General features: G+C 69.6%; 27 protein-coding genes. 15 read left to right on the forward strand and 12 right to left on the reverse strand.

All coding sequences use genetic code 11. From position 1 onward, the window contains the following. Nucleotides 1–17: 17 nt before the first annotated feature. Nucleotides 18–398 carry a curli assembly protein CsgF gene (locus JL101_RS25600; protein WP_203102406.1) on the reverse strand — a complete coding sequence of 127 codons (381 nt, stop codon included), beginning with the start codon at nucleotides 396–398 and terminating at the stop codon, nucleotides 18–20. 549 nt (nucleotides 399–947) lie between these two features. On the opposite strand from JL101_RS25600, the gene JL101_RS25605 reads away from it, so the two are divergent. The 5 genes from JL101_RS25605 to JL101_RS25625 all read left to right on the forward strand — a co-directional run bounded on the left by JL101_RS25605 (nucleotide 948) and on the right by JL101_RS25625 (nucleotide 5,234). After that, the gene (locus tag JL101_RS25605; RefSeq protein WP_203102404.1) at nucleotides 948–1,343 is read left to right on the forward strand and encodes a hypothetical protein; all 396 of its coding nucleotides are present in this window, start codon (nucleotides 948–950) and stop codon (nucleotides 1,341–1,343) included. A 78-nt stretch (nucleotides 1,344–1,421) separates the two neighbouring features. Further along, nucleotides 1,422–1,874: a (2Fe-2S)-binding protein gene (locus JL101_RS25610; protein WP_203102402.1), complete on the forward strand. Its 453-nt coding sequence runs from the start codon at nucleotides 1,422–1,424 to the stop codon at nucleotides 1,872–1,874. Nucleotide 1,875: 1 nt separating this feature from the next. After that, the gene (locus JL101_RS25615; RefSeq protein ID WP_228435159.1) at nucleotides 1,876–4,164 is read left to right on the forward strand and encodes a xanthine dehydrogenase family protein molybdopterin-binding subunit; all 2,289 of its coding nucleotides are present in this window, start codon (nucleotides 1,876–1,878) and stop codon (nucleotides 4,162–4,164) included. 272 nt (nucleotides 4,165–4,436) lie between these two features. Then, nucleotides 4,437–5,000, forward strand: a complete 564-nt coding sequence (locus tag JL101_RS25620) for a manganese efflux pump MntP (protein WP_203102400.1) — start codon at nucleotides 4,437–4,439, stop codon at nucleotides 4,998–5,000. Nucleotides 5,001–5,057: 57 nt separating this feature from the next. Beyond that, entirely contained in the window at nucleotides 5,058–5,234 is a 177-nt protein-coding gene (locus tag JL101_RS25625) for a hypothetical protein (RefSeq protein ID WP_201075351.1), read from the forward strand. Nucleotides 5,235–5,304: 70 nt separating this feature from the next. Here JL101_RS25625 and JL101_RS25630 read toward each other — a convergent pair whose 3' ends face one another. From JL101_RS25630 to JL101_RS25645, 4 genes are all read right to left on the reverse strand, one after another. After that, nucleotides 5,305–5,979, reverse strand: a complete 675-nt coding sequence (locus JL101_RS25630; RefSeq protein WP_203102399.1) for a tellurite resistance TerB family protein — start codon at nucleotides 5,977–5,979, stop codon at nucleotides 5,305–5,307. A gap of 77 nt (nucleotides 5,980–6,056) precedes the next feature. Further along, nucleotides 6,057–6,716, reverse strand: coding sequence for a DUF6064 family protein (locus tag JL101_RS25635; protein WP_203102398.1), 660 nt, complete (start codon nucleotides 6,714–6,716; stop codon nucleotides 6,057–6,059). After that, nucleotides 6,716–7,648, reverse strand: coding sequence for an aldo/keto reductase (locus tag JL101_RS25640; protein WP_203102397.1), 933 nt, complete (start codon nucleotides 7,646–7,648; stop codon nucleotides 6,716–6,718). The genes JL101_RS25635 and JL101_RS25640 overlap by 1 nt, the downstream gene beginning before the upstream one ends. A 60-nt stretch (nucleotides 7,649–7,708) precedes the next feature. Further along, nucleotides 7,709–8,245 carry a hypothetical protein gene (locus JL101_RS25645; RefSeq protein WP_203102396.1) on the reverse strand — a complete coding sequence of 179 codons (537 nt, stop codon included), beginning with the start codon at nucleotides 8,243–8,245 and terminating at the stop codon, nucleotides 7,709–7,711. Nucleotides 8,246–8,546: 301 nt separating this feature from the next. Between JL101_RS25645 and JL101_RS25650 the strand changes: the two genes are divergently transcribed. Beyond that, nucleotides 8,547–8,987, forward strand: a complete 441-nt coding sequence (locus JL101_RS25650) for a phasin family protein (protein WP_203102395.1) — start codon at nucleotides 8,547–8,549, stop codon at nucleotides 8,985–8,987. 223 nt (nucleotides 8,988–9,210) lie between these two features. Then, nucleotides 9,211–9,549 (forward strand): hypothetical protein, encoded by a 339-nt coding sequence (locus tag JL101_RS25655; RefSeq protein WP_203102394.1) that lies wholly within the window; start codon nucleotides 9,211–9,213, stop codon nucleotides 9,547–9,549. A gap of 68 nt (nucleotides 9,550–9,617) precedes the next feature. Here the strand turns inward: JL101_RS25655 and JL101_RS25660 are convergent, their stop codons facing one another. From JL101_RS25660 to JL101_RS25675, 4 genes are all read right to left on the reverse strand, one after another. After that, on the reverse strand, nucleotides 9,618–10,538 hold the full coding sequence (locus tag JL101_RS25660; RefSeq protein WP_203102393.1) for an NAD(P)-dependent oxidoreductase: 921 nt from the start codon (nucleotides 10,536–10,538) through the stop codon (nucleotides 9,618–9,620). A 53-nt stretch (nucleotides 10,539–10,591) separates the two neighbouring features. After that, nucleotides 10,592–11,560: a magnesium/cobalt transporter CorA gene (gene corA, locus JL101_RS25665; protein WP_203102392.1), complete on the reverse strand. Its 969-nt coding sequence runs from the start codon at nucleotides 11,558–11,560 to the stop codon at nucleotides 10,592–10,594. Between the two features lie 74 nt (nucleotides 11,561–11,634). Then, nucleotides 11,635–14,520, reverse strand: coding sequence for a serine/threonine-protein kinase (locus JL101_RS25670; protein WP_203102391.1), 2,886 nt, complete (start codon nucleotides 14,518–14,520; stop codon nucleotides 11,635–11,637). 241 nt (nucleotides 14,521–14,761) lie between these two features. Continuing rightward, on the reverse strand, nucleotides 14,762–14,917 hold the full coding sequence (locus JL101_RS25675) for a zinc-finger domain-containing protein (protein WP_323374692.1): 156 nt from the start codon (nucleotides 14,915–14,917) through the stop codon (nucleotides 14,762–14,764). Between the two features lie 232 nt (nucleotides 14,918–15,149). Between JL101_RS25675 and JL101_RS25680 the strand changes: the two genes are divergently transcribed. The 4 genes from JL101_RS25680 (at nucleotide 15,150) to JL101_RS25695 (ending at nucleotide 18,530) form a co-directional block, all read left to right on the forward strand. Further along, complete coding sequence (locus JL101_RS25680) at nucleotides 15,150–16,187, forward strand: ABC transporter ATP-binding protein (RefSeq protein ID WP_203102387.1); 1,038 nt, start codon at nucleotides 15,150–15,152, stop codon at nucleotides 16,185–16,187. After that, complete coding sequence (locus tag JL101_RS25685; RefSeq protein WP_228435160.1) at nucleotides 16,141–17,277, forward strand: alpha/beta hydrolase; 1,137 nt, start codon at nucleotides 16,141–16,143, stop codon at nucleotides 17,275–17,277. Before JL101_RS25680 ends, JL101_RS25685 begins: the two co-directional genes overlap by 47 nt. 63 nt (nucleotides 17,278–17,340) lie before the next feature. Then, nucleotides 17,341–17,841 (forward strand): hypothetical protein, encoded by a 501-nt coding sequence (locus tag JL101_RS25690; protein ID WP_203102386.1) that lies wholly within the window; start codon nucleotides 17,341–17,343, stop codon nucleotides 17,839–17,841. Between the two features lie 104 nt (nucleotides 17,842–17,945). Beyond that, a complete protein-coding gene (locus tag JL101_RS25695; RefSeq protein ID WP_203102384.1) occupies nucleotides 17,946–18,530 on the forward strand; it encodes a phosphatase PAP2 family protein in 585 nt (194 codons plus the stop codon). 3 nt (nucleotides 18,531–18,533) lie between these two features. Here JL101_RS25695 and greB read toward each other — a convergent pair whose 3' ends face one another. Further along, complete coding sequence (gene greB, locus JL101_RS25700; protein WP_203102377.1) at nucleotides 18,534–19,100, reverse strand: transcription elongation factor GreB; 567 nt, start codon at nucleotides 19,098–19,100, stop codon at nucleotides 18,534–18,536. An 83-nt stretch (nucleotides 19,101–19,183) separates the two neighbouring features. Between greB and JL101_RS25705 the strand changes: the two genes are divergently transcribed. Continuing rightward, entirely contained in the window at nucleotides 19,184–20,407 is a 1,224-nt protein-coding gene (locus tag JL101_RS25705) for an MFS transporter (protein WP_203102374.1), read from the forward strand. 13 nt (nucleotides 20,408–20,420) lie between these two features. On the opposite strand, the gene JL101_RS25710 is transcribed toward JL101_RS25705, so the two are convergent. Beyond that, nucleotides 20,421–20,936 (reverse strand): ferritin-like domain-containing protein, encoded by a 516-nt coding sequence (locus tag JL101_RS25710; protein WP_203102373.1) that lies wholly within the window; start codon nucleotides 20,934–20,936, stop codon nucleotides 20,421–20,423. 185 nt (nucleotides 20,937–21,121) lie between these two features. On the opposite strand from JL101_RS25710, the gene JL101_RS25715 reads away from it, so the two are divergent. From JL101_RS25715 to JL101_RS25725, 3 genes are all read left to right on the forward strand, one after another. Then, on the forward strand, nucleotides 21,122–21,277 hold the full coding sequence (locus JL101_RS25715; protein ID WP_203102372.1) for a hypothetical protein: 156 nt from the start codon (nucleotides 21,122–21,124) through the stop codon (nucleotides 21,275–21,277). An 11-nt stretch (nucleotides 21,278–21,288) separates the two neighbouring features. Then, the gene (locus JL101_RS25720; RefSeq protein ID WP_203102371.1) at nucleotides 21,289–21,495 is read left to right on the forward strand and encodes a hypothetical protein; all 207 of its coding nucleotides are present in this window, start codon (nucleotides 21,289–21,291) and stop codon (nucleotides 21,493–21,495) included. 131 nt (nucleotides 21,496–21,626) lie between these two features. Then, nucleotides 21,627–23,252, forward strand: coding sequence for an ATP-binding response regulator (locus JL101_RS25725; RefSeq protein WP_203102369.1), 1,626 nt, complete (start codon nucleotides 21,627–21,629; stop codon nucleotides 23,250–23,252). Here the strand turns inward: JL101_RS25725 and JL101_RS25730 are convergent. Further along, entirely contained in the window at nucleotides 23,162–24,274 is a 1,113-nt protein-coding gene (locus JL101_RS25730) for a patatin-like phospholipase family protein (RefSeq protein WP_228435161.1), read from the reverse strand. The two genes, JL101_RS25725 and JL101_RS25730, sit on opposite strands and share 91 nt — an antisense overlap. Between the last annotated feature and the right edge of the window lie 204 nt (nucleotides 24,275–24,478).

The raw sequence follows: 24,478 nt of genomic DNA on the forward strand, positions 1-24,478 counted from the left end.
AGGAGGTCCGGAGACGCTCAGAACCGGGGGATGGTGATGACGGAGGTGCCGCCGCCGCCGCTCAGGGTCAGGTTGATGTCGTTGCCGGCGCGGTTCCACTCGATGATCTGGTCATCGATCACGACGCGGCCGGCGTCCTGCGCGTTCTCACCGTAGATCTGCTCGGAAATCTGGCTCGCGACGCGGCTCAGGATGCTCGAGCGGATGATGCGGGAGAATTCGTCCTGCTGGGTCGTGGCCCCGTAGCTGAAATCCTTGGTCGAGGGGTCCTTGTACTTGTCGATGGCGCTGGCAATGCCGAGCAGATGGGCGGAGTTGCCGGGATAGCCGCCGAACGAGGGGTTGACCGGCTGATAGACCAGTTCTCCCGCGGAGGCCGAAGTGATAGCGGCAGCCAAAATAAGAGTGGAAAGCAGAGAGTATTGAGCGATCTTAGCCATTTTCGTCCCTATTTTTTAGTTACTGACTATGCGATGTCAGTACCGGGTCGATTTCATTGCCGGGCTTGGTTGTTCGTAGTCGCCGGCATGGCCAAGATATTATCGATTAACGGTATTTTAGCAAAATGCACGTTCGATTATAAAAAACATATAAAGTTTTATACTTTCTCGAGGCGGAACTTCTCCCCGGAGGCCCCGTTGTGAGCGCCGAGCGCTACACAGGTTAATGAAATATGAATCCGGGCCGGGGTAGCCGCCTCCCCATCGCGGTTCCCTTCCGGCAATCCAGGGTCGTACCCCTTGGGGGCCGCCCTTTCCGGGGCCTGGGCGCGGCCGGTCGGCAAATGGGTAGTCTACCGCCCGGACCCCTGGAATCCGAAACTGATTTTCCGCATGGCAGGAGGTGGACAGGTCCATCCGTTTCCACGGCCTCGGCAAGGAACCCTGAACTTCTCCAACCCGTTCTCCGGGTTCCGGCGCAAGGCGCCTTGGTGGGAGACAGGGATCATGAGAAGCACAGCACTCGCCGCTGCCTTGGCTGCGGGCGTCCTGGCGGCGGTCGCCCCGGGGGGAGCCCGGGCCCAGGACGTCAAGGAAACCGTCTGCGCGCAGGGAACCTATTCGGAGCCATGCCCCGAGGTGATCTGGTGCCCGGCGGAAAACTGCGGGATCGGCATTCCGCAGCCCGATGGCCAGCTCGATATCATTTCCTCGACCGAGAAGAAGATGGAAGGCACGTCGCGCCGCCCGGTCCAGGCCGGCAAGCCGATGACGCTGGAGAGCATCACCGGCCGGGTGATCGTCTTCGAATGGGAGGACGCAGGCCAGGTCGAGCAGGCGGGATCGGACCTCACCATCAAGGACATCCTGTACGTCGTCATGCCGCCCGCCGGGCCGGGCTGATCCTGGACGGGCACAGGGCCGGACCGCGCTCCGCACCGGGGCATCCATCGAACGGCATTTGAACGGGAAGAAAATTTCATGATCAAGCTGCGCATCAACGGGCAGGAAAAGCAGTATGACGGCGACGGGGAGATGCCGCTGCTGTGGTACCTGCGGGACGAGCTGGGGCTGACCGGGACCAAGTTCGGCTGCGGCATCGCGGCGTGCGGCGCCTGCACCGTCCATCTGGAAGGCGAGGCCGTCCGGTCCTGCCAGACGCCGATCAGCGCCGCCGAGGGCATGTCGGTGACGACCATCGAGGGGCTCGACCCCGAGGGCAACCACCCGCTGCAGAAGGCGTGGCGCGCCCAGGCCGTTCCCCAGTGCGGCTATTGCCAGACCGGACAGATCATGCAGGCGGCGGCGCTGCTCAAGCAGACGCCGAACCCCACCGACGAGGATATCGACAGCGTGATGTGGGGCAACATCTGCCGCTGCGGCACCTATAACCGCATCCGCAGCGCGATCCGCGCCGCGGCGAAGGAGGCCTGAGATGGCGGCCACCCGACTGTTCAATTTCAGCCGGCGCGACGTGCTCAGGGGCATCGTCGCCGGCGGCGGCCTGGTGCTGGCCGCGCGTATCATGCCTTTGGGCAGCTCCGTCGCCCAGACCGCCGGTGCCTACGGCGCCGCCGCCATGCCGCACGGCACGGTCAACGACCCCAACGCCTTCATCTCGATCGGCAAGGACGGCATCGTCACCATCGTCTGCCACCGCTCCGAGATGGGCCAGGGCGTGCGCACCGGCATGCCGCAGATCGTCGCCGACGAGCTGGAGGCGGACTGGGCGCGGGTGCGCGTGGTCAACGCGCCGGGCGACGAGGAGCGGTTCGGCAACCAGGACACCGACGGGTCGCGGAGCACCCGGCACTTCATGCAGCCGATGCGCGAGGCCGGTGCCGCCGCCCGCATGATGCTCGAGGCGACGGCGGCGAAGCGCTGGGGCGTCGAGCCCGGCGAGGTCGAGGCGCGCAACCACGAAGTCGTCCACAAGGCGTCCGGCCGCAAGCTCGGCTATGGCGAACTGGCCGAGGAGGCAGCCTCCCTGGAGGTTCCGGCCAACGACCAGCTCCGCCTGAAGACGCCGGAACAGTTCCGCTACATCGGCAAGCCGATGCCGCTGGCCGACGGCTTCGACATCACGGTGGGCAAGGCCCAGTACGGCTTCGACACCTGGATGGAGGGGATGAGATACGCGGTGGTCGCCCGGCCGCCCGTGTTCGGCGGCAAGGTCGCCTCGGTCGACGACAGCGCCGCGCTGAAGGTTCCCGGCGTCGAGAAGGTCGTCCGGATCGAGGGCACCCCGGCGCCCGCCAAGTTCCAGCCGCTGGGCGGCGTCGCCGTGATCGCGAAGAACACCTGGGCGGCGATGAAGGGCCGCGAGGCGCTCAAGATCACCTGGGAGGACGGGCCGCACGGATCCTACGACAGCGAGGCCTTCCGCAAGCAGATGGAGGAGACGGCCCGCAAGCCGGCCAAGGTGGTGCGCGACGACGGCGACGCCGAGGCGGCCCTGGGCAAGGCGGCGAAGAAGGTCGAGGCGGAATACTACATCCCGCACCTGGCCCAGGCGCCGATGGAGCCGCCGGCCGCGACGGTGCGGATCCGGGACGGCAAGTGCGAGGTCTGGGCCTGCGTCCAGGCGCCCCAGGTCACCCGCACCGACGTGGCGGAGCGGCTGGGCATGAAGGTCGAGGACGTGACCGTGCATGTCACGCTGCTCGGCGGCGGCTTCGGCCGCAAGTCCAAGCCGGACTTTGCGATCGAGGCGGCGCTCCTGTCCAAGGAGATGGGCGGCGCCCCGGTCAAGCTGCTGTGGACCCGCGAGGACGACATCCGGCACGGCTACTACCACACGGTCTCGGTCGAGCGGATCGACGCCGGGCTGGACGACAAGGGCAAGGCGGTGGCGTGGCGGCACCGCAGCGTGGCGCCGACCATCACCTCCATCTTCATGCCGGACACCAAGCACCAGGGTCCGTTCGAACTGGGCATGGGGCTGGTGGACGTGCCGTTCGACATTCCCAACCTGCGCTGCGAGAACGGCGAGGCCGAGGCCCATGCCCGGATCGGCTGGTTCCGGTCGGTGTCGAACATCCCGCACGCCTTCGCGATCCAGTCCTTCGCGGCCGAGCTGGCGGCGGCCGCCGGCAAGGACCAGAAGGACTATCTGCTGGAGCTGCTGGGACCGCCCCGGGTGGCGGCGCTGGAATCGCTCGACACCCTGTGGAACTACGGCGAGTCGACGAAGGTCTATCCGGTCGATGTCGGCCGGCTGCGCCACGTGGTCGAGCTGGTGGCGGAGAAGTCGGGCTGGGGACGCCAGCTGCCCAAGGGTCACGGCCTGGGCATCGCGGCGCACCGCAGCTTCGTGACCTACGTCGCGACGGTGGTCGAGACGGCGGTGGCCGAGGACGGCACCCTGACCATCCCCCGGGTCGACGTGGCGGTCGACTGCGGCAACGTGGTCAACCCGGAACGGGTGCGTGCCCAGATGGAGGGAGCCTGCATCATGGGCCTCAGCCTGGCGCTGTCGAGCGAGATCTCCTTCAAAGAGGGCCGCGTGGTCCAGGGCAACTTCGACGACTACCAAGTCGCCCGGATCGACCAGGCCCCGCGGGAGATCAACGTCCACATCGTGCCGTCGAACTGGGACCTGGCGCCGGGCGGCGTCGGCGAGCCGGGCCTTCCGCCCTTCGCGCCGGCCCTGACCAACGCCATCTTCGCGGCGACCGGCAAGCGCATCCGCCGGCTGCCGATCGGCGACCAGCTCAGGGCCTGACGGCGGGGCGGCATCGGCGATATTTGAACAGCTGTTCAGATTGACAGGTGCCGCCGCCGCGCCTATGGTGCCCGGACCATTGGGGAGTAGCTACCCTCCCGCGGGCCACCCGCGGGAGGGGTTCGCGCCAACAGACTCGGGGATAGCCCGTGGCGCGTGCGGCAGCCGGACGTCAGGTTCGGAGGCTCGGCGAGACTGATGGCACGACCGCCGCCCGAAGGCCAACCGGGTGCGGGCGTGCTGTCCTGTTTCGTCTGGCCGGAGATACCCGGATGATCGGCGCCACTTCCTTCGCGCTCGCCTTCAGCCTGTCCATGGACTCCTTCGCCGCGGCATTGGGTCGCGGCGCCGCTCACACGCGCCCCGGCCTGCCCGAGGCGCTGCGCGTGGGCATCACCTTCGGCGCGTGCCAGCTGCTGATGTCGGTGATCGGCTGGGCGGTCGGCGCGTCCTTCGCCGAGACGGTCCAGGGCGTCGACCACTGGATCGCCTTCGCGCTGCTGCTGCTCATCGGCGGCAGCATGGTCCGCAACGCCCTGGCCGGGTCGTCGGACGACGGCGCCGCGGCGAAGCGCTCCGGCTGGCTGTCGCTGCTGGCGACCGGCGTGGCGACCAGCATCGACGCCAGCGCGGTCGGCGTCGGCCTCGCCATGGCCGACCTGGACATCGTCGTGACGGCGACGGTGGTGGGATTGGTGACTTTCCTGATGGGGTTCGGCGGAGTCATGCTGGGCCACGCGGCCGGTCCGCTGCTCGGGCGCCGCGCCGAATTGATCGGAGGGGTTGGCCTGATCGGAATCGGCACCAAGATCCTATTCGAACATCTGAAGTCGTGATGCATATTGTCCGGTACTGACCGGACGCGAGCCCATCAAGAGCCTGGAGAGCCTGCCATGTGCTGCCGCACAGCCGTCGAACGAGCCTTTTCCGAGATGAAGGCGTCCGGAGCCCCCGACCGGCACGCGCTCGAGGCCGCACTGATCATCCACCGTTTCCATCATCCCGAGATCCCGTTCGACGAGGCGCTGACCGAGGTGTCGCGCTGGACCGTCGGACGCCTGGTGCACTGACCGCCCGGTCCGGGCGGGACCGGGACGGCATGGGGGCGGCCGGATGCCGCCCCTCCGGTCGAGCCGTTCCTCAGGTAGCGACGCTGTCCAGTTCCCGCCGGCGGGCGTCGGGAATGTTCAGGCGGCTCGCCAGGAAATCCAGGTAGCGCCGCTCGGTCTCGGACCCGCCGCGGATCGCGATCTCCGACGCCAGATAGACCTGTTCGGCGGTGTCCTGGTCCCTGACCTGGCGGATGATGTCGTCGGTCGAGCGGGGTTGGCGGATCTCCTGCTCGACGATCTGCCGCTCCTCCGGTCCGGCGCCGGCCTTGTCCAGGTGCTGGATGATCCGCTGGCGCTCCTCGGCGGTGATCTGGCCGTCGGCGTTCGCGGCGGAGATCATGGCGCGGATCAGCAGCAGGGCCTGGTCCTCGTCCATCCGGGGTTCGGCCGGCACTTCCTTGGTCGGCTGGAAAACGCCGAGCGCGTCGAAGATCGGGGCGAAGGGGCCGCTGGCGCCCGTCTTCTGGGGCGCCGGCGCCGGCGCGGCGGCCTGATCGCTGCTGCCGCTGTCGCGGTAGGCCTTGTAGGCGAGGTAGGCCAGCGCAGCCATGCCGGCCTTGCCGCCCAGGCCCATGCCGCCCCTCGTCTTGCCGCCGCCGAGCAGCATCGGCGCCGCCGTCGCCAGGGCGGCGCCGCGCCCGCCGGTCCGTCCGGCGAGCCCGGATACCAGCATCGTGCCGAGCACCTTGGTCAGATTGGCCATGTCAGCCTCCCGTGTTTCATGTCGATGGATCGTTAACGATTGCCGGGCCCCGAGGTTCAGCATGCCCGGCGGCGGGGTCACCCCGAGGCCCTGGCCGGGCGGCCAGCGAGCGCCAAGGCGACCAGCGCGGCCAGCGGCGGGACGAAGGCGTCAGGTGATCCCAAGGTCCAGAGCGTGGCGCCGCTGATCATGCACCAAAGCACGGGGACGATCATCAGGCCCCAGCGCCACGGGCCGGACGCCAGCGCCACGATGCCGAGCGTGCCGACCGCGGTCGGATCCGGCGTCATGGCGAAGGTCTCCGCCTGCGCCCAGTCCCGCCCGGCCAGCACGCCGGCCAGCGGCTGGACCGCCAGGGCGAAGGCGAACAGGCCGAGCCGCCAGGGCCGGCCGGCGGCGAGGTCCAGCTTTCCGCCCAGCGTGCCCGCAAGGACCAGCAGCAGGGCCTGCGCCAGGAACAGGCCCGCGAACCAGGTCGCCGCCCAGTTGATGGTGGCGTAGCGGGCGTAAAGGAAGCTCCAGGCGACCCAGGCCCAGGCGATCGCCAGCAGGGCCGCGACGACGCGGCCCCGATCCGGGCCGCCGCGCGCCGCCAGCACCAGGACCGCGAGGCCAAGGGCAAGCGCCGCTAAGTGCGCCGGCCACAGGGCCGCGTTGTGAAGCTCGAACAGGCGGTGATAGGTCCGGGGCGAGAACAGCAGGAAATCGGAGAGCGTGTAGGTCCACCACTCCGACATCAGAGATCCTCGACATGGGCCGCCATGCGCCGGCGCATCGCCTCATCCGGCATCGGCCCGCGCGCGGCGGCCATGTTCTCCCGCACATGGTCGACGCGGCTGGTCGCCGGGATCGCGCAGGTCACGGCCGGGTGCGAGATGATGAACTTGAGCAGCAGCTGCGCCCAGGTGTCGCACCCGATCTCCGCCGCCCAGCCGGGCAACGCCTCCCCTTCCAGCCCGCGGGTCAGGGCGCCCTGGCGGAACGGCCGGTTGACGATCACGCCGATGCCGCGCTCGGCGGCCAGCGGCAGTATGCGCTCCTCCACCTCGCGGTCCAGCACGTTGTAGCTGACCTGGACGAAATCGAGCGGGTGGTCGCGCATGACCCGCTCGAACTCGCCGTGGCGCCGGCCCTCGGAGGTCGTGATGCCGACATAGCGCAGCCGCCCCTCGGCCTTCATGGCGAACAGCGTCTCCAGGTGCCGTTCCCACGAGAGCAGGTTGTGGACCTGGAGCAGGTCGAACCGGGGAACGCCCCAGAGGCGGCGCGACTCCTCGATCTGTCCCGGCCCGGCGGCGGGGGACGAGATCCAGACCTTGTCGGTCGAGAACAGGGCCTGCGGGTGGCCGAGCCGGCCCAGCCCGTGGCCGATCACCGCCTGGGACGAGCCGTACATGGGCGAGCTGTCGATCATCCGCCCGCCGGCCTCGAAGAAGGCGGCCATGACGTCGGCGCACTCGTCCCGGAGGACCGGGTCGTCGCCGACATTGAAGGTGATCCAGGAGCCGAGGCCGACCGCCGGCAGCGCCTCGCCGCTCGACGGGATCGGCCGGGTCAGCGGCGGCCCCGCTTGCGCCCTGCCCAGGGAAGGCGCCAGCACGGCTGCCGCCCCGGTCGCCGCCATCAGTCCCAGGAGGGCGCGGCGGCTGAGGCTCGGCGTTTCGGTCATCGGGCAGTCTCCATCTCGGGGGAACCGTTCCCCCTGAGATGGACTTCCCTGGGGCCGGAGTCAGGCCGGATCGTCGGGTTTCTTCGCGGCACGCCCTTCCGGCTGCGTCCTGTCCCCGCTCCGGGCCCGCTTGGACCGGGACAGGACCTTGAACCGCTCGAGCTGGTCCGGCTCGTTGTAGCCGCCCAGGAACAGGTCGCCCAGCGCCCGCCGGCTGAGCGCCCGGATGCGGTTGCGGATGGCGTTGCGCAGCGCCTCCTGGCTCATCTGGCAGCGTTGGCAGAGCTTGCGGAGCTTGCCGCTGGCGTCGCCCGACAGCCGGACGAGCCGGACCGTCACCGGCATGTCCCGGACCTCGGCATATTCGACCACGTTCGGCCAGGCCGCGCGGCGGCCGCGCCGGTCGCGCCAGGTCTGGTCTTCGGCATCGAACCAGCGGCCGTCCGCCAGGCAGCGCACCACCGTGCCGTGCTTCCGCCCGCAGTCCCGGCAGCGTTCGTTGGCGCTGACCGGCGTCGTGTCCGTATAGCGCACGCTCTCGCCCGAAGGATCGAGCTGCGGCCGGTATGTCGCCTTACGCCGTCCTGCGCTTCTCAACTCATGTCCCCTTGACCACCGGGCCACCATGCCACACCTGCACCGCGGCGGCCATGGGCCTCCCCGTGCCGGGGGATTACGCCGTTGGTTATAGATATACGCGCAGAAACCCGTCCTTGCGTACAGCTCCGGCGGTTTTCCAGAAAAATGCACCCCGGCGATGCACGATTCCCCTTGAACCGAACGCCGATCCCACTCATGTTGCAGTGCAGCAAGAGACGGAGCCGAGCGTTCCTCCGAACGGACGGACCCGGCTCCTCGACGCGATCAAATCATCACCATCTTTTCGGGAGACGCTTCCATGAATACGTTCGCTCCGTTCAAGGTTCCTGGCTTCGAGCAGTTCAAGGTTCCGGGCTTCGACTTCAACGCCGTGTTCGACATCCAGCGCCGCAACATCGAGGCCCTGACCGCCGCCGGCCAGACCTTCGCCCAGGGCATGCAGACCGTCGCCCAGCGCCAGGGCGAGATCGCCCGCCAGTCCATGGAGCAGTTCCAGGGCTTGCTGTCGAACGCCGCCCCGACCGGCCAGGTCCAGGACACCATCATCAAGCAGGCCGACCTGGTCAAGACCGCCTACGAGAAGAACGTCTCGAACGCCCGTGAGCTTCAGGACATCGTCTCGAAGGTCACGAACGAGGCTTCGGACATCCTGAGCCGCCGCGTCGTCGCCAGCCTGGACGAGATCAAGGCCGTCGCCCAGCCGAAGAAGGTCTCCGAGCGCACCGTCAAGGCCGCCTGAAGCAGGGTTCCAGGCCCTGACCGGGCCTGATCCGGAACCGAGGACTTCAGATTGTATCCGCTTGGGGCGGTGACAATGTGAGGTTCTCGGTCCGATGTGCTGGAATAGTGACTCGGTTGTGGTAGTGTCCACTGACCGAAAGGATATTGGGGAACGGGTTTCCGGCCCTTATTTTCATCGCGACGCGGCGCCTTGCCAGGAGCCGGGGATTCACAGGGAGAAGATGATGCGCGATATCGCCATTACCCTTGAGCAGGCTGCCCATTGGCTGAATTGCAGCACCGCCAAGGTCAAGGAATATCTGGCGGCCGGCCGTCTGCGCGCGTTCGAAGGCAAGTCGGGCGATGCCGCCAAGGTGATCTCGCTGAACGCGACCGTGATCCTGGCCGAGAGCCTTCCCCCGGAAGCCGGCATCTTCCAGATCGCCGAGAAGCGCGACTACGACTCGGCGCCCCGCCCGCGCCAGGCCGGCATGGGCCGCGAGCGTCCGCCGCTCGAAGTCGTCCGCACCTCCGGCCCGATCGTCGAGCGCCGCCCGCTGCGGCCCTTCGTGGCCCGCTGAGGTTTCCAGGATCCGGCCCGGCTTGCGGGATCGGCCCCCGCCCGACGGCGGGGGCCGATCCATGCCCGTCAGGACGATCCTTCGCCACCGGCCTCCGGCACCAGCGAGATGCCGTTGAGGCCCGCCGTGATGTCCGACAGCATCGGCACGTAATCGTCGCCGTGCCCGCCGGTGACGGCGAGCGCGTAGGAATTCCGGACGGCGGCGCCGAGCGGATTGGCGACGCCGGCCGCGTTGGCGAAGGACGACATGTAGGTCATGTCCTTCAGCGCGTTGCGCAGCGTGAAGCGGTGGGCGTTCCGGTCGCGCTCCAGCACATATTTGAAGAATGTCTGGTAGAAGCCGCAATCCATCCGGCCGCCCCGGATCACGCTGTCGAACACCGTCGGCGTCAGTCCCGCCTTGGCGCCCAGGGTCAGCGCCTCCGAATAGAGCGCCGCGTAGCCCATCGACAGGAAATTGTTGAGCAGCTTCATCGTATGGCCGGTCCCGGTCGGCCCGGTCTCGATGACTCGGCCGGCGAAGCAGTCCAGGACCGGGCGCGCCCGCGCGACGGCGTCGGACCCGCCGCCCACCATCACGTCGAGCGTGCCCTCCCAGGCGTCCTTCGGCGTCCGGCTGAGCGGCGCGTCGATCAGGGTGATGCCCTTGGGCTCCAGCTCGGCTGCGAGGCGGGTGGTCACCGCCGGCTCCGACGTCGAGCAGTCGATGATGAGCAGCGGCTTGCCGGCCGAGGCAAGGCCGTCCGGCCCGTTGATCACCGCCTCGACCTGCGGGCTCCCGGTCACGCAGAGCAGGACGATGTCGCAGGCTTCGGCCAGTTCGCGGGCGCTGCCGGCCTCGGCGGCGCCGCGCTGCTTCAAGTCCTCGACCGGCTCGCGGTTACGGTGGCCGAGCACGGTCAGCGGATAGCCCTTGCCGACGATGTTGGCGGCCATGCCGTGGCCCATCAGCCCGACGCCGATGAAGCCGATGCGTTCCTTGCCCATGGATTTTTCCCCTCGATTTTTCTTTGCGGATGGTGGTGGTTCAACAACGCTTGTCACAGCCATCCGCTCCTTTTGAATCGCAGATAGAGCCACAGGCAGACGGCCAGGATGACCGCGACCGTAGCCGGATAGCCGTAGCGCCAGTGCAGTTCGGGCATATGCTCGAAATTCATGCCGTAGAGTCCGGCGATCGCGGTGGGCACCGCCAGGATGGCGGCCCAGCCGGCCAGCTTCTTCATCACCTCGTTCTGCCGGATCGAGACGATCAGCAGGTTCGCCTCCAGCGCCGAGGCCAGCAGCTCGCGCAGGTTCTCGATCCGCTCCGTCAGCCGTGTGGTATGGTCCTGGACGTCCCGGAAATAGGGCTTCAGGTCCTCGTCGATCAGCGGCACCTCGACCCGCGCGAGTCGGCCGGCCATCTCGATCAGCGGCGTCACCGAGCGGCGCAGCACCTGGAGTTCGCGCCGGATCTCGTAGATGCGGGCGATCCGCTCCGGCGAGAAGGCGGCGGTCAGCACCTCCGCGGCGGTCTCCTCTACCTCCGCCTCCAGCGTCTCGACGATCGGGAAATACTTGTCCACGACGAAGTCGATGATGGAGTAGAGGACGAAATCGACGCCCTTGCCGAGCATCATCGGCACCGTCTCGCAACGCTTGCGCAGCTCCGCGTAGGAGGACGAGGCGCCGTGGCGCACGGTGATGACATAGCCGTGGCCGATGAAGACATGGGTCTCGCCGCACTCGACCCGGCCCGACTTCAGCTCGGCGGTGCGCAGGACCACGAACAGCGATTGCCCGTAGGCTTCCAGCTTGGGCCGCTGGTGCGCCCGGTGGGCATCCTCCACCGCCAGGTCGTGCAGGCCGAACCGCGCCTGGACGGTGTGAAGCAGCTCCTCGCTGGGCTCCAGCAGCCCGATCCAGACGAAATGGTCCGGCTGATCCGGCGGCTCCGCCTGGTCGATGCTCACCGAGCGGTTCCGATGGCCCCCGATATAGAGGGCGCTGTCGACCACCATGTCCATGGAGTTGCCCCGTCACGCGCAAAGCGTGATCATAGGCGCGTATGCGCGGACCTGTCGAGCGACGGCCGCCCGCGTTATTTCCTGCCCGACAGCGCCGCCTCGAAGTCGCCCAGCAACTCGATCATATCCTGGTGACGCCCGGCTCCGCGGAGCGACAGGCCCTTCAGCAGGACCTGCTCGACCGCCGACGGGATCGCGACGCCCAGGCGGGACGGCGGGACGAGGTCGTCCTGCTCGATCCGGGCCAGCGCGTCGGCCGGCATCTGGCCGGCGAGCGTGCGGTAGAGCGTGGCGCACAGGGCGTAGACGTCGGTCCAGGGTCCCTGGCGGCCGCCGGCATTGTACTGCTCCAGCGGGGCGTAGCCGCGCTTCAGGATCACGGTCAGGTTCTGCTCCCCCTGGGACAGGGCCATGCGGGCGGCGCCGAAGTCCAGCAACTTGGAGCGCTTGTCGTTGGTGATGTAGATGTTGTCCGGGCTGATGTCGCGGTGGAGCACGTTCCTCTCGTGGACCCGCGCCAGGCCGCGCATCACCGGCAGGATCACGCTCAGCGCCTCGCCGAAGGGCAGCTTTCCGCCGCGCTCGTTCAGCACCTCCTGCAGGGAGCGGCCCTCCAGGTATTCCATCACCATGTAGGCGGTGCCGTTCTCGGTGAAGAAGTCCAGCACGTCCACGATCTCCGGCGTGGTGCGGAACTGGGCCAGCAGCCGCGCCTCGTCCAGGAACTTCTCCATGCCGGCGCGGTACGGCCCTGCCTGCTCGGCTCCGCTGGGTGCCACCAGCGCGCTGGCCGGCATGCGGACCGAATACATGGAGGGGTAGTATTCCTTCACCGCGACCAGGGCATGCAGCCGCTCGTCGCGGCCGACATAGGTGATGCCGAAGCCGCCCAGCCCGAGCACCCGGCCGATCCGGTAGCGGCCGGTCAGCATGGTGTTGGGAGCCAGGATGAAGCCGTCGCGCTGGCTCGGCACATGGCGGTAGCCGCAGGCGGGGCAGACGTCGGTATAGCCGGGGGCGAAGCAGCTCGGGCAGACCCGGACCTCGGCCGCGGGCGCCCCCAGCCGGGCGGCGCCGGACCCGGCCATGGCGCCGTGGTCGAGCAGCCGGGTCGCCGCCGCCTCCGCGGGTTTCGGTTCGGCCGCCTTCGCGTCGCCGGACCGGCCCGCCACCCAGTCGCCGCGGCCCTCGGTCGTCCGCGGTTCCGGCTGGGGCACGGCGGCCAGCAGCTCCTGGAGCGACGCCAGCTCCCGCTTGCGCTCGGCCGGATCGGTCAGGTCGGACACCACCAGCGTCTCGAAGCCGTTGCGCGCGACCAGGGCGAACAGCCGGGTGCGCGCCATGTCCAGCGGCCGTCCGGGAGTCAGCAGGCCCTGGGTGCAGAGCTGGGCCAGCTTGACCACGCGCTGCCGCAGGCTCAGCTCGGGGTTGTCCAGCTTCTCCAGGATGCGGTTCTCGGTCAGGAAGTCGGTGAAGACCGTGTCGACCATGTGGAGCAGCTTTGACCGGACGTCCCCGGGAAGCTGGGCGGCGCTCAGCAGGGCGTGGGTGTTGCTGAGCACCTTCATCTTCTGGACCGGGTGCGACCCGCTGTCCACGAAGCTGCTGATCAGGCGCGGCCGGGCCGCCATGTCGTCCAGGGCTTCCAGCATCAGGCGCGGCTGGCGCTGGGCCAGGGGCGACTGGGCCAGCGCCTGGATATAGTTGATCTTGCGCGCCGGCTCGCCCATCAGGGCCAGCAGCCTCGCCATCGCCTCCTTCAACCCGGCGAGGCCGCCCTGTTCCTGGGTGCGCGCGTGCCGGGAGGTGATCGCCTCCGCCATCTCGGGCCCGCCCTCGACCCCCTGCTCGGTCACCAGCCGGTCGAGCAGGGCCATGAAGGAGGAGGCCTTGGCGTCGCGCGCCGACGGGCGGCTGTCGCCAAGCTGGACCTGGATGTGGAACAGCGCCGCCCGGCGCGCCTGGGGCAGCCGGCCGGCGTCGAACTGGTGGGCCAGCGCCCGCAGGTTGTCGGGCAGCGAGGCCAGCAGCGCCGAGGTCTCGTCGCCCCGGACAACATCGTAGAGGCGACACAGGCGCAGGCTGGGGTCGGCATCGGGTCCGAACAGCTCGCGGACGGCGGCACCCGACGCGAACAGGTCGGCGACCAGCCCGTCCAGCACGGCCGCCGCCTTGTCGTCGACCGTCTCATACAGCCAGTCGGTCAGCCGCGACAGCTTGCCGGCCCAGTCGCGGGCTCCCAGCAGCTCGGTGCAGGCGGCATGGGCCAGGGCGAACCGGGCATCGCCGGGCCTGCCGGCCGGCTTGCCCCCCTTGCCCGCCTTGGCGCCGCGCGCCGGATCGTCCGGGCCGGGCCTGCCGAACCGTTCGGCCAGCGGCGCGAAAGCCTGCCGGGATTTGAAGTTCCGTTGGTAGCTGCCGCGCGCGGCGCGGGCGCGGGCCGCAATCTCGTCGATCCGGCGGTTCAGCGCGTTACGCGCGCCGGCGGAGTCGCCGCCGGTCAGCCGGGCGTGGCTGGTGGCGGCCGAGGTCACCGCGCTCTTCATCAGGGGGATGACGGCCAGCAGCTTGTCCGCCTCTTCGGCGCAGTGGAGCACCTCGCTGACCAGCAGCGTCTTCTGGTCGAGGTAATCGGCCAGCAGGCGGCGGATCGTCAGCCGGCTGGGCAGCTCGTAGTAATCCTCCAGCGATTCGCAGAAAGGCGCCTCGATGCCGTCGGCGATCCGGACCTGGGTCAGCGGCATCGTCGTCTTCATCACCTCGGACACGACGACGCCGACGCTGCCGCCGTCCTGCCGGAGGATCTTCTTGGTGATCCGGACGCCCGCCGTGGTCGGCTGGAGCATCAGCCGGTCCGCAGCGCTCTTGGCCTGATCCTCGTCATCCAGCAGATGCTCCAGCATCCACTGTTCGTCACGGAAGATCAGAACCTCGTAAGCGGACTTCTTTTTGCGCAGCATGGCCGGACAGAAGGAACTGAAACGCCGACCCGGCGCGGAACCCCTCGCATCTTCCCCCGGGAGGTCCCTTCGGCAGATTGCACCGCGACAAGTCGAATCAATTCCAACTTATTGTTCCGGCCTCGAACAGTAAAGCGCGGCGTGACGGAGGCGGCCGACTTTCGCCGATTAGCCGCAGGCGGGACCGGCGATACCCGGACCGGTAATCGCCTTCCGTCGTCGGCGGCCCGCCCGTCTCCGCTCAGTGGCCGTGCCCGGCCTTGGCGCCGGGCTTCAGTTCGAAGCGGCGTCCGCAGTACGGGCAGTCGGCCCGGCCCGATTCGGTGAGCGTCAGGTAGACCATGGGATGCCCGAGCGCCCCGCCGCCGCCGTCGCAGCCCACAGTTTCCGTCTCCACCTGAATTGTTTCTGTCGGCTGCATTACCTATGTCCCTGTCTTGAGTCCGGCGCGCCGCTGGAACGCCGCCCCGGCATGTCCTGACGGCCGCCGGGATGATACAAGACGGCGCTGCCCGATCAACGCGATTGTTGGTACCCGCGTACCGGGGTCGCAGCCCGCGGCGCGGCCTTGAACGACGCCCGGCGGAAAGAAGCCGCCCCGGCATCCCTGAACTGGAACCGATCAGACCATGAATTCGCCCTCCCCCTCCCTCCAGGCCGCCGAACCGACGCTCCCGACCACCCCGTTGCCCGCGCACGCGGTCGAGGTCCGCGGCCTGACCAAGACCTACAAGGCGGCGGGCCGGGCGCCCGCGAAGGAGGCGCTGAAGGGGATCGACCTGGCGATCCCGCGCGGCTCGCTGTTCGGCCTGCTCGGTCCCAACGGCGCCGGCAAGTCCACCCTGATCAACATCCTGGCCGGGCTGGTCAACAAGACCGGCGGCGAGGCGCGGATCTGGGGCCGCGACATCGACCGCGAGGCCCGCGCCTCGCGCGCGGCGATCGGCGTGGTGCCCCAGGAGCTGAACATCGACCCGTTCTTCACGCCGAGGGAGCTGCTGAACCTCCAGGCCGGCCTGTATGGCGTGCCCAAGTCGGAGCGCATCACCGAGGATCTGCTGAAGGCGGTCGGGCTCCAGGACAAGGCGGACGCCTATGCCCGGACCCTGTCGGGCGGCATGCGGCGCCGGCTGATGGTCGCCAAGGCGATGGTGCATTCCCCCCCGGTGCTGGTGCTGGACGAGCCGACCGCCGGCGTCGACATCGAGCTGCGCCAGATGCTGTGGGAGCAGGTCCGGGCGCTCAACCGCGCCGGCACGACGGTGCTCCTGACCACCCACTACCTGCAGGAGGCGGAGGAGCTGTGCGACACCATCGCGATCATCAACCACGGCCAGGTGGTGGCGATGGACAGCACGAAGGCGCTGCTTCGCCGGCTGGACAGCAAGGCGCTGGTCATCCAACTCGACCGCGACCTGACGGCGGTGCCCGCCGGGCTGGACGGCTGGCAGATCGAGCTGCCGGAGCCCCGCCGCCTGGTGGTGCGCTACAAACCGAGCCGCACCCGGGTCGGCGACGTGCTGGCGGCGATCCAGGCGGCCGGGCTGACGATCCAGGACCTGAGCACCGTGGAGACCGACCTGGAGGACATCTTCCTCCAGCTGACCCGGGGTTCCCACGATGCCGAAGCCGGCGACCCGTCCCTGGTTCCGGGATCGCGGCGCTGACCGGGGCCGCGCGGGAATGGCGCCGCCGTCCGGGGCCGGGCGCCCGCGGGCCCGGATCGCCCTGCTGGCCGCGCTGCTGCTGGCGGCCGGGTGCTCCGCCACCTTCCAGCCGAGGGGACCGGCGGTGCGGGCGCCGGACCTGACGGCGGAACGGATCGTCGCGCCGGACGGCGTGGCGCTGCCGCTGCGCGCCTGGCTGCCGGAGGCGGACGGGCCGCCGCTCCGCGCCGTCGTCCTGGCGCTGCACGGGTTCAACGACTATTCCAACGCCTTCGAGGGGACCGGGAGCTTCTTCGCGGCCCGCGGGATCGCGACCTACGCCTATGACCAGCGGGGGTTCGGCGCTCACGACAGGCCCGGCATCTGGCCCACCGCGGAGACCCTGATCGCCGACCTGCACACGGCGGCGGCGCTGGTTCGGCGGCGGCATCCCGGCCTGCCCCTGTACCTGCTGGGGGAGAGCATGGGCGGGGCGGTGATCCTGAGCGCGCTGGCCGGCCCTCCCCCGCCGGGGGCCGAGCCGCTGGAGCCGGCGGGCACGATCCTGTCGGCCCCGGCGGTATGGGACCGCGACTCGCTCACCACGCTCCAGCGCGCGGCGCTCTGGATCAGCTACCGCACGGTCCCGTGGCTGCGGCTGACGGCGCCGCGCGAGCTGAAGATCCGGCCGTCGGACAACATCGAGATGCTGCGCGGGCTGAGCCGCGACCCGCTGGTGATCAAGGGAACACGGGTCGACGCGGTCGAGGGGCTGGTCCGGCTGATGAGCCGCGCCGCGGCGGCGGTGCCGGAACTGTCGGCACCGGCCCTGGTGCTCTACGGCCTCAACGAGCAGGTGATCCCGCGCGCGCCGATCGAGAAGGCGCTCGCGGCGCTGCCCCGGCACGTGGACGTCGCGGTCTATGACCAGGGCTACCACATGCTGATGCGGGATCTCCAGGGGGAGACCGTGCTGCGCGACATGGTCAGCTGGATCGGGGATCCCTCGGCCCCCCTGCCCAGCGGCGCCGACCGGCGACCCTTTACCGGGACGGCGGACTCCCGGACGGCAAACTCCGGCGCGGCGGGCACCGAGATGGCCGGCCCTTGAATGGACCCTATCGGCCCGTCGCGGGTTTTCCCTTGGCGGTGGACATGGATGGGAGGAAGCGGCATGGCTGACACGCTACGCGACGGCACGGGAGCGGCCGGCCGGACTCCGGAGGCGCGATCGAGGTTCCGGCCGCTGGCCGGGTTCGTCGCCGGGTTCGTCGGGGTCCTGGTGTTCCACCAGGCGATGCTCGGGCTGCTTCACCTCGCCGGTCTTACGGCCGGCCAGCCCTGGGCGTTGCGGCCGGTGCCGCCGTTGGGTTTGCCCGCCGTGCTGTCGGCGGCGTTCTGGGGCGGCGTCTGGGGCATCGCGCTGTCCGCGGCGGAGCGGTTCTTCCCGCGCGGGGCCGGCTACTGGCTCGCGGCCTTCCTGTTCGGCGCGGTCCTGCCGACGCTGATCGCCTGGTTCGTCGTCTTCCCGCTGAAGGGTATGCCGGCCGGGAACGGTTGGCAGCCGGCCGGGATGCTGACCGGCGTGCTGGTCAACGGCGCCTGGGGGCTGGGCACGGCTTTCATCCTCTCGCGGTTCTCCACCGGGCGGCGGAACCTTACCAAGGCGGTATGAGCGTATCGGATGCTCCGCTCCGAAACCGCTTGGACGGTTGAATAATCAACTGTTTTTCGGGAAAACTGCGCATACCTTCCAGAACATCCCCGTGCGCCCCCGACATGATGCATACCGTTACGAGCCTAGGCGACTCCGGGCTGCTGCTGCCCGCCTCCGTCTGCGTGTTCGCCTACCTGCTGTGGCGGGGTGCCCATTCGGTGGCGCTGCTCTGGGCGGCGACGCTGGCGGTCGGCCTGGGCATCACGGTGGTCGCCAAGCTGGGCCTCATCGCCTGCGGAAGCTCCGTCGGCCTGGCGGCCCTGGAAAGCCCGAGCGGACATACCAGCTTCGCGGCGATCTTCTTCGGCTGCTGCGCGCTGATCGCCGGCTTCGGCCGGCCGGCCTGGCAGCGCCTCGCCATCCTGGCGACCGCCGGGACCGTGATCCTGCTGGTGGCGCTCAGCCGGGTCGCCCTGCGCGCCCACACGGCGGAGGAGGTGGCCGGCGGCCTGGCGATCGGCTGCGCCTGCGTCGGACTGTTCGCCTGGGCCCATGCCCGGCTGCAGCCCCCGGCCGTGAGGCTGCGCCCGGTCGCCGTGGTCTTCGCGGTGTTGGTGGTCCTGCTGAACGGCCACAGCCTGAGCGCCGAGCCGCTGATCCGCGACATCGCGCACAAGCTGCGCATCACCATGAATGTCTGCGGCTAGGAGTCACGGGGCCGGCTGCTGCGGCGGCGGATAGCCGATCGCGACGACCTCGATCTGCTCCGGCCCTGCGGGGGTGCGCAGGTCGACCACGTCGCCGACCCGCGCCTTGAGCAGCGCCTTGGCGACCGGGGAGATCCAGCTGATGCGGCCCCGGTCCAGGTCCGTCTCGTCGATGCCGACGATGGTGACGGTGCGTTCCTCGTCCCGCTCGTTGGCATAGGTGACGGTGGCGCCGAAGAAGACGCGGTCGCGGTTCTTCTGGGCCGAGGGGTCGACCACCTGCGCCGCCTCCATCCGCTTGGTCAGGAAGCGGATGCGGCGGTCGATCTCGCGCAGGCGCTTCTTGCCGTAGATGTAGTCGCCGTTCTCCGACCGGTCGCCGTTGCCGGCGGCCCAGGACACGACCTCGACCGTCTTCGGGCGCTCGACCCGCATCAGGTGCCTGAACTCGTCCTGGAGGCGTTGGAACCCCTCGGGCGTGATGTAGTTCTTGACGCCCGCCGGCCGGGTTTCCTTCTCGTCCGGCAGATCCTCATCGGCGTCGCTTTCGCGGACGAAGGCCTTGCTCATGGGTCGCGGCTTTTTCCAACTGGTTGCATCGGCGCGGGCGGTGCAGGGTGGCGCCCGACGTCATGCTCATGCAAGGAATAATCATGCCAGGTGGAAAAATGCCGGGCGTCCTGGCGCGGATCCTGGTCGGTCGGGGGATGCGGTCGTTCGCCGACGGTTTCGTGGCGCTGCTGCTGCCGATCCACCTGTCGCGGCTGGGATACGGCCCGGCGGAGGTCGGGCTGGTGGCGACCGCGACCCTGCTGGGATCGGCGGCGCTGACCCTGGGCCTGGGCTTCGCCGGGCACCGGGTGCCGCTGGGCCGGGCGCTGGCCGGGGCGGCGCTGCTGATGGCGGCCACCGGAGCCGGGTTCGCCGGGATCGAGGCGTTCTGGCCGCTGCTGCTGGTCGCCTTCGTCGGGACGATCAATCCGTCCAGCGGCGACGTCAGCGTCTTCCTGCCGCTGGAGCACACGCTGATCGCCCATCTGGCGGACGACGCGGAGCGGACGGCGGTGTTCGCCCGCTACAGCCTGATCGGATCGGTCGGGTCGGCGCTGGGCGCGCTGTCGATCGGCACGTTGCACTGGTTCGACCGGGCCGTCCCGGAGGGCACGGCCACCCAGGTGCTGTTCGCGCTCTACGGCGCCCTCGGGCTCGCCACGCTGCTGCTCTACGCGGGGATGCCGGACGTGGCGCCGGCGGCTGGACCTCGGCGCAGGGCCTCCCTCGGACCGTCGCGCCGGCGGGTCTGGGGCCTGGCGGCCCTGTTCTCGGTCGATTCGTTCGGCGGCGGCTTCGTCGTGAATTCGCTGCTGGCCCTGTGGCTGTTCCAGCGGTTCGGGCTGTCGGCCGCCACCACCGGGACGATCTTCTTCCTGACCGGCCTGTGCTCCGCCGTCTCGTACTTGGTGGCGGTCAGGCTGGCGCGCCGGATCGGGCTGGTCAACACGATGGTCTTCACCCATCTGCCGGCCAACGTCCTGCTGATCCTGGCGGCCTTCGCGCCGACGCTGCCGGTCGCGGTGGTCTTCCTGGTGCTGCGCAGCCTGCTGTCCCAGATGGACGTGCCGGCCCGCACCTCGTACGTGATGGCGATCGTGGAACCGGCCGAACGGCCGGCGGCGGCGAGCCTGACCGCGGTGCCGCGCAGCCTGGCCTCCGCCCTGTCGCCCGCCCTGGCGGGAGCGATGCTGGGGGCGGGAACCTTCGGCTGGCCGCTGGTCTGCGCCGGCGCCCTCAAGATCGCCTACGACCTGACGCTGCTCGCCTGCTTCCGCGCGGTGAAGCCCCCGGAGGAGCGGACCCCTCCGGAGGCTTCGGGCTAGACGCGCGGCCGGCTCAGATCTTGGCCGATTCCCCGCGCGATCCGATCTCGATGTACTTGCGGGTGATCGGCTCGACCAGGTCGGCGACCTGGCGGGCCATGTTGACTTCCTCGTCCAGCGACTGGCGGAGGCCGGTCAGGTTGCTGAAGCCGGCGGCCTCGCCCATCACCAGGAGGGACTTGTACGAGGCGATCTCGTAGTTCTCGAACGCGGTGTTCGCCAGCATGTTCTTGATGATCTCGTCCGACGCGACGGAATGGGCGATCGCGGCGGCGTTGCCCATGAAGCCCTGGACGGCCTCCTTCAGCGCGGACGGGCTTTCGGCAAGCTGGCTCATCACTTCTTCGAGGCGGACGCGCTGCTGCTCGGTTTCCTGGATGTGCCGGCGCAGGAGCTGTTCGAGTTCCGGATAGTTCTCCAGCCGCTCCACCTGCCGGTTCATGATCTGAAGCGCCTGCTGCTCGAGGGCATGGGCATTGTGCAGACCGGTCGTGAAGATGTTGCGCGCGGCATCCGTAGTCGAAGCCATGGTAGGAACCCTCCGTTGGTGTATCTGCGGGCATCAACCGGGCGGGCCGTGCGGTGGTTCCCGATCCGGGAGAGTGATTTTAAGTCTTCCGTGCCTGTTCCGATATCTGCGGGCCCGGCCCCTTTCCGGGGCCGGCCGCAGAGATACATCCCTTCTCCTCGACGATACCGACAAGGAGGAACACCATGCTGCCGCTTCCCCTGCCGCCGAACCCCATGAACCCGTTCGGCCTCGTGTCCGGCGCCGTCGCCGTCACCGCGACCGTGGCCGGACTGGGCATCGGGCTGGCGCTCGGCGCCGCGATGCTCGCCGCCGGTTCCGCGATGTCCCGCAGCCGCTGAGGAGGAATCCCATGATCCGGACCATGATGAACAGCGCCGTGCATTTCGGCGGCGGGATCGTCCTGGGCGTGCTGACGATCTTCGCGCTCAAGGGAATGGCCGACCGGGACGAGGGTCGGATGTCCGCCTCCCTGGGCCGGGGGATGGGCGGAACGGGTTCGGAGCCGCCGCCGGATTCGACCGCGGGCCGCGGCTTCGACAAGGCCGAAGGCATCTGAGGCCGGGGCTCCGGAACTTCCCGGCTCGTGCTGCCCCGCCCGGCGTAATCCATTGGCGCTGTATCCTGGAGGGAGTCCGGGATGGATTAATGCCGCTCGGATCAACGACCGGCGGTTCCCGGAAGCACGCCATGCCGATAGCGGATCTCCTGGCTGAGTATTTCACGGTTACCGGCGACGTCATCATGGTGACGGAGACGGAACGGCTCGACGAACCCGGCCCGGTCATCACCTATGTGAGCCCGGCCTTCGAGCGCCTGACCGGCTATCCCGCCGAGCACGCCGTCGGCCGGTCGCCCCGGTTCCTCCAGGGTACCGGGACCGACCGGGCCGCGCTGGCGCGCATCCGGGCCGCGCTGGAGCGGCGCCAGACCATCCGGGAGGACCTGCTCAACTACCGTCGCGACGGCACCCCCTTCTGGATCGAGCTGGCCATCCACCCGATCACCGACGCGCGGGGCAAGCTCCGGTGCTTCCTGAGCGTGCTGCACGACATCACGGAGCGCAAGCGCATCGAGGCCATGCTGCGGGATGCCGAGAGCGAGGCCCGGCAGGCCCGCCGGGCGGCCGAGGAGGCCACGCTGGCGCGGTCGCGGTTCTTCGCCGCGGCGAGCCACGACCTGCGCCAGCCCTACCAGGCGATCCGGCTGCTCCACCAGCTCCTGGCGGACCGGCTGGCCGACCCCGGCCACCGCGCCCTGGCCGAGAAGCTGGGGGAGGCGATCCAGGCGGGGGAGTCCCTGCTGAACGTCCTGCTCGACGTCTCCGCGCTGGAGGCGGGGACCATCCGGCCGCGGATGGCCGACGTGGCGGTGGACGGCCTGCTGACCCGGCTGGCCCACGAGATGGAACCCCAGGCCCAGGCGGTCGGGCTGCGGTTCCGGGTCCGTCCGTGCCGGGGCACGGTCCGGAGCGATCCGGTGCTGCTCCAGCGGATGATCTCCAACCTTCTGAGCAACGCCCTGCGCTACACCCCGTCCGGCGGCATCCTGCTCGCCTGCCGGCGGCGGGGCGGCGCCGTCCGCATCGAGGTCTGGGACACCGGGATCGGGATTCCGGAAGAGCATCTCGGCGAGGTGTTCGAGGATTTCATCCAGCTCGGCAATCCCGAGCGCGACCGGAGCCGGGGACTGGGGTTGGGGCTTGCGGTGGTCGCCCGCATGGCGAAGCTGCTGGACCATCCGATCGAGGTGCGGTCCGTGCCGGGACGGGGCTCGATGTTCGCCGTGACGGTGCCGCTGTCGGAAGGCCGCGGCGGCGCCGGGGTCCGCGCCGAGCCCGCCCCGGGGAGGCGGAGCCTGGAAGGCGGGACCGCCATCGTGATCGAAGACGACCCCATCGTGCTGGAGAGCCTGGCCCTGGTGGTCGAGAGCTGGGGCATGTCGGCGATCCGGATCGCCAGCCTGGACGAGCTGCCCGCCGCGCTGGCCCCCGTCGCGCACCCTCCCGACCTGATCCTGGCGGACTACCGGCTGCAGGGCGACCGCAGCGGGTCCGACGCCGTGGAACTGGTGCGGGGCCGCTACGGGACGCCGGTCTCGGCGCTGCTGCTGACCGGGGACACCCATCCCGACCGGCTCCGGGAGGCGGCGGCCCACGGCTACCGCATCCTGCACAAGCCGATCCATCCCACCGTGCTGCGGGAACAGGTGGAACTGCTGCTCGATCAGGCCACCTTGCCGAGCGGGAGCGCCGCCGCCCCGGCCGCACCGGCCTCGGCCGCCGCGCGGGCACTGTCCGAATCGACCGAAACATAGTCGAACCGGCCCCTGGGCGCCGGCCCGGTGCGCAGCAGCGCCAACCCGGAGTCCATGTCGCGCCGGCCGGCCGCCCGGCGGTCGCGGACCGAGGCGGGCGAGAAGTCCAGCGTCTTGACCGCCAGCTCGTGGGCGGCCGCCTGGTAGGCCAGATGGAGCAGCCGGACCGACGGGCCGTCCGGGTCCTGCCGCTCCATCAGGGCGAATTCCCGCCGGAGGGCGGCGACGCTGCGCCGGGTGGCGCTGGAGAACAGGATGTCCTGGGTGCGTTCGAGCACCGCGTCCAGGGAGGCTGGCCGTGGGCTGCGCAGGCTGAACAGGTCGACCGCGACGACGGTCAGGTCGCGGCGGAGCGGTTCCCGGAACGGGTAGTCGAGCGGCAGGTTGTTGGTGTAGCCGGGATCGCACAGCAGCCGCCCGCCGATCTCGACCGGCGGGAAGGCCGGCGTGATGGCGGCGCTGGCCAGGATGTGCTCCGGCCCGATCCGGTCGCGGGCGGTGTCGAAATAGACCTCGTCGCCGGTTTCCAGATCGACGCAGGCCACCGTGAACCGGACCTCCCCGCCGTTCAGCCGGTCGAAGTCCACCAGCCGCTCCAGGGTCGCGCGCAACGGCGCCGTGTCGTAGAGCGCCACGTCGTTCGGGACCCACGGCAGCGCCGACCACAGCCCGGGATAGCGGTGCCGGAAGATGTTCGGCCGGCCGAACAGCGCCGCCAGGGCCGCGTTCATGCCGTTGTAGATCTGGCGCGGCTTGACGCCGGGAAGATACGGCATGCGGGAGGTCGGCAGGGTCGCCTCCTCCCAGAAGCGGGTCAGCTTCGCGATCCTGTCCTCCGGAGCGTTGCCCGCCAGGATGGCGCCCGTGATCGCCCCGACCGAAGCGCCGATGATCCAGTCCGGCCGGACGCCCTGGTCGTGCAGTTCCTCGTAGGCGCCCGCCAGATAGGCGCCCAGCGCGTTGCCGCCCCCGAGGACGAGCGCGATATCCCGGGTTCCGCCTGGCATGGAGGACAAAGGCATGTCGATTTCCTTGTGCGTTTCTGGAAGGGCGGGGGTGTCGTCCGCGACGCCTCTTCGCACTTGCGAGATGGCATCGGCGGGGAGAACAAACAAGGCAGGGGGTCGTTCCATGGGGCTAGCCCCGACGCCACGGCGCTCCGACCTTGTTGCTTAAAAATTTATTCAAATATTGGATTAGCCTCGACGGTGTCGCGGCATTCCTCG

This window comes from Skermanella rosea (genome assembly GCF_016806835.2).
In the GTDB taxonomy this organism is placed as follows: domain Bacteria; phylum Pseudomonadota; class Alphaproteobacteria; order Azospirillales; family Azospirillaceae; genus Skermanella; species Skermanella rosea.

What these genes read in the sequence shown, in the direction of transcription:
- JL101_RS25605 (WP_203102404.1), top strand. Translation starts at nt 948, where the DNA reads ATGAGAAGCACAGCACTCGCCGCTGCCTTGGCTGCGGGCGTCCTGGCG.
- JL101_RS25610 (WP_203102402.1), top strand. Translation starts at nt 1,422, where the DNA reads ATGATCAAGCTGCGCATCAACGGGCAGGAAAAGCAGTATGACGGCGAC.
- JL101_RS25615 (WP_228435159.1), top strand. Translation starts at nt 1,876, where the DNA reads ATGGCGGCCACCCGACTGTTCAATTTCAGCCGGCGCGACGTGCTCAGG.
- JL101_RS25620 (WP_203102400.1), top strand. Translation starts at nt 4,437, where the DNA reads ATGATCGGCGCCACTTCCTTCGCGCTCGCCTTCAGCCTGTCCATGGAC.
- JL101_RS25625 (WP_201075351.1), top strand. Translation starts at nt 5,058, where the DNA reads ATGTGCTGCCGCACAGCCGTCGAACGAGCCTTTTCCGAGATGAAGGCG.
- JL101_RS25630 (WP_203102399.1), bottom strand. Translation starts at nt 5,979, where the DNA reads ATGGCCAATCTGACCAAGGTGCTCGGCACGATGCTGGTATCCGGGCTC.
- JL101_RS25635 (WP_203102398.1), bottom strand. Translation starts at nt 6,716, where the DNA reads ATGTCGGAGTGGTGGACCTACACGCTCTCCGATTTCCTGCTGTTCTCG.
- JL101_RS25640 (WP_203102397.1), bottom strand. Translation starts at nt 7,648, where the DNA reads ATGACCGAAACGCCGAGCCTCAGCCGCCGCGCCCTCCTGGGACTGATG.
- JL101_RS25650 (WP_203102395.1), top strand. Translation starts at nt 8,547, where the DNA reads ATGAATACGTTCGCTCCGTTCAAGGTTCCTGGCTTCGAGCAGTTCAAG.
- JL101_RS25655 (WP_203102394.1), top strand. Translation starts at nt 9,211, where the DNA reads ATGATGCGCGATATCGCCATTACCCTTGAGCAGGCTGCCCATTGGCTG.
- JL101_RS25660 (WP_203102393.1), bottom strand. Translation starts at nt 10,538, where the DNA reads ATGGGCAAGGAACGCATCGGCTTCATCGGCGTCGGGCTGATGGGCCAC.
- corA (WP_203102392.1), bottom strand. Translation starts at nt 11,560, where the DNA reads ATGGACATGGTGGTCGACAGCGCCCTCTATATCGGGGGCCATCGGAAC.
- JL101_RS25670 (WP_203102391.1), bottom strand. Translation starts at nt 14,520, where the DNA reads ATGCTGCGCAAAAAGAAGTCCGCTTACGAGGTTCTGATCTTCCGTGAC.
- JL101_RS25680 (WP_203102387.1), top strand. Translation starts at nt 15,150, where the DNA reads ATGAATTCGCCCTCCCCCTCCCTCCAGGCCGCCGAACCGACGCTCCCG.
- JL101_RS25685 (WP_228435160.1), top strand. Translation starts at nt 16,141, where the DNA reads ATGCCGAAGCCGGCGACCCGTCCCTGGTTCCGGGATCGCGGCGCTGAC.
- JL101_RS25690 (WP_203102386.1), top strand. Translation starts at nt 17,341, where the DNA reads ATGGCTGACACGCTACGCGACGGCACGGGAGCGGCCGGCCGGACTCCG.
- JL101_RS25695 (WP_203102384.1), top strand. Translation starts at nt 17,946, where the DNA reads ATGATGCATACCGTTACGAGCCTAGGCGACTCCGGGCTGCTGCTGCCC.
- greB (WP_203102377.1), bottom strand. Translation starts at nt 19,100, where the DNA reads ATGAGCAAGGCCTTCGTCCGCGAAAGCGACGCCGATGAGGATCTGCCG.
- JL101_RS25705 (WP_203102374.1), top strand. Translation starts at nt 19,184, where the DNA reads ATGCCAGGTGGAAAAATGCCGGGCGTCCTGGCGCGGATCCTGGTCGGT.
- JL101_RS25710 (WP_203102373.1), bottom strand. Translation starts at nt 20,936, where the DNA reads ATGGCTTCGACTACGGATGCCGCGCGCAACATCTTCACGACCGGTCTG.
- JL101_RS25715 (WP_203102372.1), top strand. Translation starts at nt 21,122, where the DNA reads ATGCTGCCGCTTCCCCTGCCGCCGAACCCCATGAACCCGTTCGGCCTC.
- JL101_RS25720 (WP_203102371.1), top strand. Translation starts at nt 21,289, where the DNA reads ATGATCCGGACCATGATGAACAGCGCCGTGCATTTCGGCGGCGGGATC.
- JL101_RS25725 (WP_203102369.1), top strand. Translation starts at nt 21,627, where the DNA reads ATGCCGATAGCGGATCTCCTGGCTGAGTATTTCACGGTTACCGGCGAC.
- JL101_RS25730 (WP_228435161.1), bottom strand. Translation starts at nt 24,274, where the DNA reads ATGCCTTTGTCCTCCATGCCAGGCGGAACCCGGGATATCGCGCTCGTC.